Annotated in this window: 7 protein-coding genes; 6 read left to right on the top strand and 1 reads right to left on the bottom strand. The window is 72.0% G+C overall.

Features of this window, described 5'->3' with window-relative positions:
• Nucleotides 1–242: 242 nt before the first annotated feature.
• Complete coding sequence (locus EAD96_RS01500) at nucleotides 243–1232, bottom strand: N-acetylglucosamine kinase (protein ID WP_121683000.1); 990 nt, start codon at nucleotides 1230–1232, stop codon at nucleotides 243–245.
• Between the two features lie 157 nt (nucleotides 1233–1389).
• Here EAD96_RS01500 and EAD96_RS01495 point away from each other — a divergent pair, with 157 nt between their 5' ends.
• The 6 genes from EAD96_RS01495 to EAD96_RS01470 form a co-directional block, all read left to right on the top strand.
• Nucleotides 1390–2337, top strand: coding sequence for a MurR/RpiR family transcriptional regulator (locus EAD96_RS01495; protein WP_120569014.1), 948 nt, complete (start codon nucleotides 1390–1392; stop codon nucleotides 2335–2337).
• A complete protein-coding gene (locus tag EAD96_RS01490) occupies nucleotides 2334–3083 on the top strand; it encodes an SIS domain-containing protein (RefSeq protein WP_121682999.1) in 750 nt (249 codons plus the stop codon). Before EAD96_RS01495 ends, EAD96_RS01490 begins: the two co-directional genes overlap by 4 nt.
• A 23-nt stretch (nucleotides 3084–3106) precedes the next feature.
• Nucleotides 3107–4519, top strand: a complete 1413-nt coding sequence (gene ngcE / locus EAD96_RS01485) for an N-acetylglucosamine/diacetylchitobiose ABC transporter substrate-binding protein (protein WP_120569016.1) — start codon at nucleotides 3107–3109, stop codon at nucleotides 4517–4519.
• 22 nt (nucleotides 4520–4541) lie between these two features.
• Nucleotides 4542–5483 (top strand): carbohydrate ABC transporter permease, encoded by a 942-nt coding sequence (locus tag EAD96_RS01480; RefSeq protein ID WP_120569017.1) that lies wholly within the window; start codon nucleotides 4542–4544, stop codon nucleotides 5481–5483.
• Nucleotides 5484–5496: 13 nt separating this feature from the next.
• Entirely contained in the window at nucleotides 5497–6453 is a 957-nt protein-coding gene (locus EAD96_RS01475; RefSeq protein WP_013475962.1) for a carbohydrate ABC transporter permease, read from the top strand.
• A gap of 61 nt (nucleotides 6454–6514) precedes the next feature.
• Nucleotides 6515–7854: bifunctional 3'-5' exonuclease/DNA polymerase (locus tag EAD96_RS01470; protein WP_199733034.1), on the top strand; the 1340-nt coding region annotated here is incomplete at its 3' end.

The following is a 7854-nucleotide window of genomic DNA, read 5'->3' as shown; positions in this document are numbered from 1 at the left end:
GTTCCAGCCCGCCCCGTACGGCGCCGCGCCGCAGGGGTACCCGGCTCAGCCCGCTCAGCAGGGCTGGCACCCGAATCAGCCGAACCCGCAAGACCGATACTGATCAGCCCGGAAACCCCGCGCACGCGAACGTCTGCCGGAAACGGCGGGTGGAACGTCATGGGTGTCAAACCGGTGTTGCGACACCCTTGGCGTTCCACCCGAACGGCCGAGCACAGCGCAGGGCGGCGCGGCGGGGCGGGTCAGGTGGGTGAGGGGACCAGGCGGGTGTGCAGTGCCGCCGGGTCGGTCACCTCGGGCAGGTCGCGGGCGGCGAGCCAGGCCGCGGCGGCCGCCCCGTCCCCGGCGCTGTGCAGCGGTGCGCCCGGCCACCGTCCGGCCAGTTCGGCGCGGACCGCACCGGCCAGCGGGGTGTCGCCGGTGAGCAGCCCGCCCCCGAGCACCACCGGATCGGTCGCGCCGGAGGGGCGGATGCGGGAGACACTCTCCGCCAGCAGAGCCGCGGCCTCGGTGATCAGCGCGACTGCCGTCGGTTCCCCGTCGCGGGCCGACGAGACCACGAGCGGCGCGAGCCGGGCCAGTTCCACGGGTGGCCGCCGGGTCACCGCCTGCACCACGGCGCCGGCGGTGACGCGCGGCTGGTCGTCCACCTCGGTCGTGCCGGTCAGCTCGGCCAGCACCTGCCGGGCCAGGTCGCCGGGGGCGTCGGCGCGGTCCAGGTCGGTCAGCAGCCGGCGGACGGCCTCGCGGCCGAGCCAGAACCCCGAGCCGGCGTCGCCGAGCAGCCAGCCGTGGCCGTCGGCGGTGCGGTCCAGCCGCAGGTCGCGTACCTGGGCGGCGATGGCGCCGGTGCCGGCGACGAGCACGGTGCCGTCCGGGGCGGCGGTGCCGGAGGCGTAGGCGACCAGCGCGTCGCCGTGCACGGCGTACGGGCAACGCAGCCCCGCCTCGGCCCACGCGTGGTCGAACGCGTCGCGGCCGTGCGGGTCGGCCAGGAGGCGGCCGGCGCCCGCGAGGCCGATCACGCCGGCGCGTACCCGGATCGGGTCGATGTCGGCGAGCGCCGCGCGCAGGGCGGCGAGCAGTTCGGCGGCGGCCCGCTCGGCGCCGTGGCTGGTGGGGTTGCCGCCGCCGGCGCGGCCGGTGCCCAGGCGGGTGCCGTCGAGGCTCAGCGCTGTCGCGCGGGTGGATGTGCCCCCGACGTCGAGGCCGACCACGACGGTGTCCGACATGGTCCTCATGCTGGTCGGCCGCGTCGCCGGGCGCAAGATCGCGGCGGTGCGCCAGGTAACAGTTTGAAAACTTCGCCCACGCCCTTGACACGGAGGGCCCTTCAGTAAGAACTTTTACCACTAACAGTTAACACTCTTTTCCGAAAGGCTTCCGCCGATGGCCGAGCACGAGGTGGAGACTTCCGCGGCGACCGCGGTGGTCGATGCCGGTCCGGCCGACCGGCTGGGCGCCGACGGGGTGCTGGCCAGGGTCCGGGCCGGTACGGGGGAGCTGACCGGTGCGCTGCGCCGGGTCGCCGAGCACGTGCTCAGCGACCCGGAGGCGGCGGCCCGGGCGACAATCGTCGAGCTGGCCGAGCGCAGCGGCACGTCACCGGCGACCATCACCCGGTTCTGCCGGGCGATGGGCTTCGAGGGCTACGCCGACCTGCGGCTCGGCATCGCCGCCGAGACCGGTCGGGCACGCTCGGCGGGATGGACCGTCGACATCGGACGGGAGATTCAGCCCGGCGACCCGCTGTCCCGGGTGCTCGACCAGATCATGGCCGCCGACACGCGGGCCATGCACGACACCGCCGCGCTGCTCGACCTGGCCGAGGTGGAACGCGCGGCGGTGGCCATCGCCGGGGCCAGCCGGGTGAACATCTTCGGCGCCAGCGGCAGCGCGCTCGTCGGCGAGGAGATGCAGTTCAGCCTGCACCGCATCGGCGTCGCCGCGTGGGCCTGGAGCGACGTGCACGAAGGGCTCGCCAGCGCCGCGCTGCTGGGCGCCGGGGACGTCGCGCTCGGCATCTCGCACACCGGGCAGACCCGGGAGACGATCGAGCTGCTCGCCGAGGCCGGCAGCCGCGGCGCCACCACCGTCGCGCTCACCGGCTTCCCCCGCTCGCCGCTGGCCGAGCTGGCCGACATCGTGCTGGTCACCGCCAGCCAGGCCACCACGTTCCGGCCGGACGCGCTCTCCGCCCGGCACCCCCAGCTCGTCGTGCTCGACCTGCTCTACATCGCGGTGGCGCAGCGCACCCACGACCGCGCCCACGCGGCCTTCCGGCGTACCGCCCAGGCCGTCGACGGGCACAAGGCCGCGAAGGGGGCCCTCTCATGATCAGTGCCCAGCGGTACGCCGACGCGGTCCGCCCGGTGCTCGACCGGCTGGTGGACAGCCAGGCTGTGGCGGTGGACCGGGCGGCCGACCTGATCGCCTCCGGGCTGCGCACGGGCGGCGTCCTCCAGGCGTTCGGCGCCGGTCACTCGGAGGCGTTCGCCGCCGAACTGGTCGCCCGGGCCGGCGGCCTGGTCCCCGCCAACCGGCTGTCCCTGCACGACCTCGTGCTGCACGGCGACGCGCCCCGCGACGTGCTCGCCGACCCGAAGCTGGAACGCGACCCGGCCGTGGCGCACCAGCTCTACGCCCTGGCGGCGCCGCAGCCGGGGGACGTGTTCGTGGTCGCCTCGCAGTCCGGCATCAACGGCTCGGTGGTCGAGCTGGCGACGCTGGTCAAGCGCGGCGGCCATCCGTTGATCGCTGTCACCTCGGTCGAGCACACCGCCCGGGTAGCTCCTCGGCACCCCTCCGGGCACCGGCTCGCCGACCTCGCCGACGTCGTGCTGGACAACGGCGCGCCGTACGGCGACGCACTGCTGCCGCTCGAGGGCGGCGGCGCGGTCTGTGCGGTCTCGTCGGTCACCGCGGCGCTGCTGGCGCAGCTGCTGACCGCCGAGGTCGTACGACGGTTCCACCAGGCCGGAGAGGTACCCCCTGTCTACCTCTCCGCCAACGTCCCCGGTGGGGACGAGCACAACCTCGCCCTCGAGTCGCGGTACGCCGGGCGTCTCCGGCGGACCGCCTGACCCGACCCACAAGGAGAGACAAGATGTCGGTTTCCCCCGAGAAGTTCGGCGACGTCAGCCGTCGGACCCTGCTGCGGCGCGCCGCGGCGGCCGGTCTGCTGGCCGTACCGGCGGCGGGTCTGCTGAGCGCGTGCGCCGGCAGCGAGCCGAGCAAGTCCGACGGCGGCGGCGCGGCCAAGAGCAAGGACAACCCGTTCGGCGTCAAGGACGGCAGCGCGGTCAAGGTGGTCGTCTTCAACGGTGGCCTGGGCGACCAGTGGGCCAAGGAAGACAAGGTCATCTTCAACGCCAAGCACGCGAACGTCACGGTCAACATGTCTTCGACCCAGAAGATCAAGACCGAAGAGCAGCCCAAGATGGCGACCCAGCCGAGCGACCTGGTGATGAACTCGGGCGCCGACATGATGGACCGCAGCACGCTGATCAACGAGGGCGCGATCGAGCCGCTGGACGACCTGCTCACCGCGCCGGCCTGGGACAGCGAGGGGACTGTGGCCGACAGCCTGCTGCCGGGCACCGTCGCCGACGGCACGCAGAACGGCAAGTTCTACGTGGTCAACGTCGCGTACACGGTCTGGGGCAACTGGTACAACGCCGCCCTGTTCAAGAAGGAGGGGTGGACGGCGCCGACCACCTGGGACGAGTTCTTCGCGCTCGCGCCGAAGATCAAGGCCAAGGGCATGGCGCCGTACGTGCACGACGCGGTGCACGGCTACTACCCGCGCTGGGCGCTGTTCGCCAGCATCTGGAAGGCGGTCGGCAAGCAGGCCGTCGTCGACATCGACAACCTGAAGGACGGCGCCTGGAAGGCCGACGGCATCGTCGCGGCGCTGGAGCCGTGGGAGAAGCTGGTCAAGGACAGGCTGCTGCTGCCGGGCAAGCTCGACCACACCCAGTCGCAGCAGGCGTTCCTGGACGGCAAGGCGGCCTTCATCCAGGTCGGCACCTGGCTGAAGAACGAGATGGCCGCGACCATCCCGCCGGGCTTCGAGATGACCATCTCCGACTACTGGAGCAAGAGCGGCGACAAGGCCGCCAAGGACGTCTTCGCCTCCTCCGGCGAGGGCTTCGTGGTGCCCAGCAAGGCGCCGAACAAGGAGGCCGCGAAGGAGTTCCTGCGGGCCATCCTCTCCAAGGCCGGCTCGGCGAAGTTCGCCGAGCTGACCAAGTCGCTGGCCTCCACCAAGGGCTCCGGCGACAACGTCCAGGACACCGCGCTGGCGTCGGCGAACTCGCTGATGAAGAACGGCAGCTCGGACCTGATCTCGGTGAAGTTCCCGGACTTCTACGCCGACCTGGACAAGGAGAGCCAGAACCTCTCCGAGGAGCTGATGGCCGGCCGCCTGACCGCGCAGCAGTTCGTCGACAAGATGCAGGCGGCCGCCGACAAGGTCGCCAAGGACTCGTCGATCAAGAAGCAGACCCGCACCGCCTGATCACCGCGAGGAAGTGAGTCCAATGCGGCACGGAGTCGCGCGTTTCGTCACGGGTTTCCTGGCCCTGCCCGTCGCGCTGTACCTGTTCTACGTGGTGTGGCCGTTCGCCCAGGCGGCGGGGTACTCGCTCACCGACTGGGGTGGGTACTCCGATTCTCAGCGCTTCGTCGGGCTGGACAACTACGTCCGGCTGTTCTCCGACGAGCTGATCCGGAAGGCGTTCTGGCACAACGTGTTCTTCCTGGTCACCGTGCCGCTGTTCACGATCGCGCTGGCCCTGTTCCTCGCGTTCCTGCTCAACGTGGGCGGACGCGAGGACAGGGCCGGCATCCGCGGGGTGTTCGGCTCCGGGATCTACAAGGTCATCTTCTTCTTCCCGCAGGTGCTGTCGCTGGTGGTCATCGCCGTCATGTGGCAGCAGATCTACCGCACCGACGGGCAGGGCCTGATCAACGGCCTGCTCATCAAGATCGGGCTGGTCGACGCGGACAACCCGATCGCCTTCACCGCCGACCCGGAGCCGTTCCTCGGCGTGCCGGCGGTGCTCTGGTGGCTGCTGTTCATCGCGGTGTGGAGCGGCGCCGGCTTCTACATGGTGCTGTTCTCCGCCGCGATGCAGTCGATCCCGAAGGACATCTACGAGGCCGCGATCCTCGACGGCGCGGGCCGGTTCCACACGTTCTTCAAGGTGACGCTGCCGCTGCTGCGGGACAGCATCTCGGTCGCCTGGGTCTATCTGGGCTTCATCGCGCTGGACATGTACGCGCTGGTCTTCGTCATGACGCCGAGCCAGGGCGGGCCGAACCACGCCAGCGAGATCTTCGCCTCGGTGATCCAGTTCAACGCGTTCCAGAAGGGCCAGTTCGGTTACGCCTGCGCGATCGCCGTCGCGCTGGCCATCTTCACCATCCTGCTGGCCGCGCTCCAGCTGAGGATCACCCGCCGTGAGCGGATCGAGTACTGAGGAGGTCTGGACGATGAGCACTGTGACCCACACCTCCGGCCCGGCCCGGTCCGACACGGCGCCGCCGGACCGGCCGCCGGCGGACCGGCGCGCGAAGGACGTCGGCAACGGCTTCGGCGGCCGGATCTTCAACGGCTTCTCCCACCTTTTCCTCGCGGTCTGGGCGATCATGGTGGTCTACCCGCTGCTGTGGGTGGTGATGTCGGCGCTCAAGACCGACTCGGAGGTGATCCGCGAACCGCTGTCGCTGATCCCCGACGCGCTGCAGTGGGACAACTTCGCCCGCGCCTGGACCGCCGGGATCGACAGCTTCTTCCTCAACACGCTGCTCGTGCTGGTGTTCAGCGTGACGCTGACGATGCTGCTGGGCTCGATGGCCGCGTACGCGCTGGCGCGCTACGAGTTCCGCGGCAACCGGCTGATCTACTGGATGTTCCTGTCCGGGCTGACGCTGCCGATCTACCTGGCCGCGGTGCCGCTGTTCAAGGGCGTCTACAACACCGGGGTCAGCCTCCCGCTGCTCGGCCCGAACAAGCACCTCATGCTGATCCTGGTCTACGTGGCCTGGTCGCTGTCGTTCACGATCTTCTTCATGCACTCGTTCTTCCGCACGCTGCCCGACTCGATCGCCGAGGCGGCCCAGGTCGACGGGGCCTCGCACACCCGTACGTTCTTCAGCGTGATGCTGCCGATGGCCAAGCCGGGCCTGATCAGCATCGGCATCTTCAACGTGCTCGGCCAGTGGAACCAGTGGTACCTGCCGACGCTGCTCATGCAGTCGGTCTCCGGCGAGCCGAAGAACCAGGTGATCGCCCAGGGGCTGATCGAGCTGTCGGTCAACCAGGGCTACAAGTCGGACTGGTCCGGACTGTTCGCCGGCGTCACCATGGCGATGCTTCCGGTGCTGATCGTGTACATCGTCTTCCAGCGCCAGGTGCAGTCCGGCCTCACCGCAGGCGTCGGCAAGTAACGCGCGGGAGGCGTCGGCAGGTGACGCGCGGGGCCCCGGCTCGACGAGCCGGGGCCCCGGTCTGTCGGTGGCACCGGGCAGAATCGCGTCCGTGCTGGTGGCGGTGGTGGCGGACGAGCGGGGCGGCGGCGTGCTGCAACCGCTGCACGCCGACGGCACCCCGGCCGGTCCGGCCGAGGAGGTGGCCGACCTGGTCGCCGCCGTGGCCGCCCGGGAGGCCGCCGGGCGTCCCCGCTGGCTCTGGGCCGCCTGGGCGGGCGTCTATCCGGCGCTGCTGCGCGCCGGGGTGCGGCTCGACCGCTGCCACGACGTCGAGCTGACCGAGGCACTGCTGCTCGGGCACGCGGGCCGGTGGGGCGAGCCCCGCGCGCTGCCCGCCGCCTGGGCCCGGGTCACCGGCGCGCCGGTCCCGCCGGACCCGGCGCCCCGCCCGCCCGAGCCGCCCGGCCACGCCCAGGCCGCGCTGTTCGAGCCGCCGTCCGGCCCGCCCGGTCCGGGCATCACGGCGTTGATCCGGGTGTACGCCGACCAGCTCGCCCGGATCGCCGCGACCACCCATCCCGGCCGGTTCCGTCTCCTGGTGGCCGCCGAGTCGGCGGGCGCGCTGGTGGCCGCCGAGATGGGCGCGGCCGGCCTGCCCTGGCGCGCCGACGTGCACGACGCGATCCTGGCCGACCTGCTCGGAGAGGCGTCACCGGTCGGTGGGCCGCCGCGCCGGCTGGCCGAGTTGCAGGCGCGGATCGCTGACGCGTTCGGCGTACGCCAGGTGCACGCCGACTCGCCCGCGGAGCTGTTGCGGGCGTTCGCCCGAGCGGGCGTGGACCTGCCGAACACGCGCGCCTGGGTGCTGCGCGGGGTGGAGCACCCGGCGGCGCCGCTGGTCCTGGAATACAAGGAGCTGTACCGGATCTGGACGGCGCACGGCTGGGCCTGGCGCGACGCCTGGGTCTCCGGCGGCCGGTTCCACCCGGAGTACGTGCCCGGCGGCGTCGTCTCCGGCCGGTGGGCGACCCGGGGCGGCGGGGCGTTGCAGATCCCGAAGGTGATCCGGCAGGCGGTGGTGGCGGACCCGGGCTGGACGTTCGTGGTGGCCGACGCGGGTCAGCTCGAACCGCGCGTGCTCGCGGCGGTCTCCGGCGACGAGCGGCTCGCCGCGGCGGGCGGCGCCGGTGACCTCTACGCCGCGCTGGCCCGGGACGCGTTCGCCGGTGACCGGGCGAAGGCCAAGGTGGCCCTGCTCGGGGCGATGTACGGGCAGACCGGCGGTGCTGCGGTGCCGGCCCTGGCGGTGCTGCGGAAGAACTATCCGACCGCGTTCGGCTACGTCGAGGCGGCGGCGCGCACCGGTGAGGCGGGTGGGCTGGTCCGGTCCTGGCTGGGGCGTACCTGCCCGCCCGGGTC

Origin of the sequence: Micromonospora sp. BL1 (assembly GCF_003667485.1) — a bacterium.
GTDB classification, from domain to species: domain Bacteria; phylum Actinomycetota; class Actinomycetes; order Mycobacteriales; family Micromonosporaceae; genus Micromonospora; species Micromonospora tulbaghiae.
Note: the sequence above shows the minus strand (reverse complement) of the source record. Positions and strands in the feature narration are given on the sequence as shown.

Excerpts from the sequence above, each read along its gene's own strand:
- EAD96_RS01490 (WP_121682999.1), top strand. The coding sequence starts at position 2,334 with ATGATCAGTGCCCAGCGGTACGCCGACGCGGTCCGCCCGGTGCTCGAC.
- ngcE (WP_120569016.1), top strand. The coding sequence starts at position 3,107 with ATGTCGGTTTCCCCCGAGAAGTTCGGCGACGTCAGCCGTCGGACCCTG.
- EAD96_RS01480 (WP_120569017.1), top strand. The coding sequence starts at position 4,542 with ATGCGGCACGGAGTCGCGCGTTTCGTCACGGGTTTCCTGGCCCTGCCC.
- EAD96_RS01495 (WP_120569014.1), top strand. The coding sequence starts at position 1,390 with ATGGCCGAGCACGAGGTGGAGACTTCCGCGGCGACCGCGGTGGTCGAT.
- EAD96_RS01500 (WP_121683000.1), bottom strand. The coding sequence starts at position 1,232 with ATGTCGGACACCGTCGTGGTCGGCCTCGACGTCGGGGGCACATCCACC.
- EAD96_RS01475 (WP_013475962.1), top strand. The coding sequence starts at position 5,497 with ATGAGCACTGTGACCCACACCTCCGGCCCGGCCCGGTCCGACACGGCG.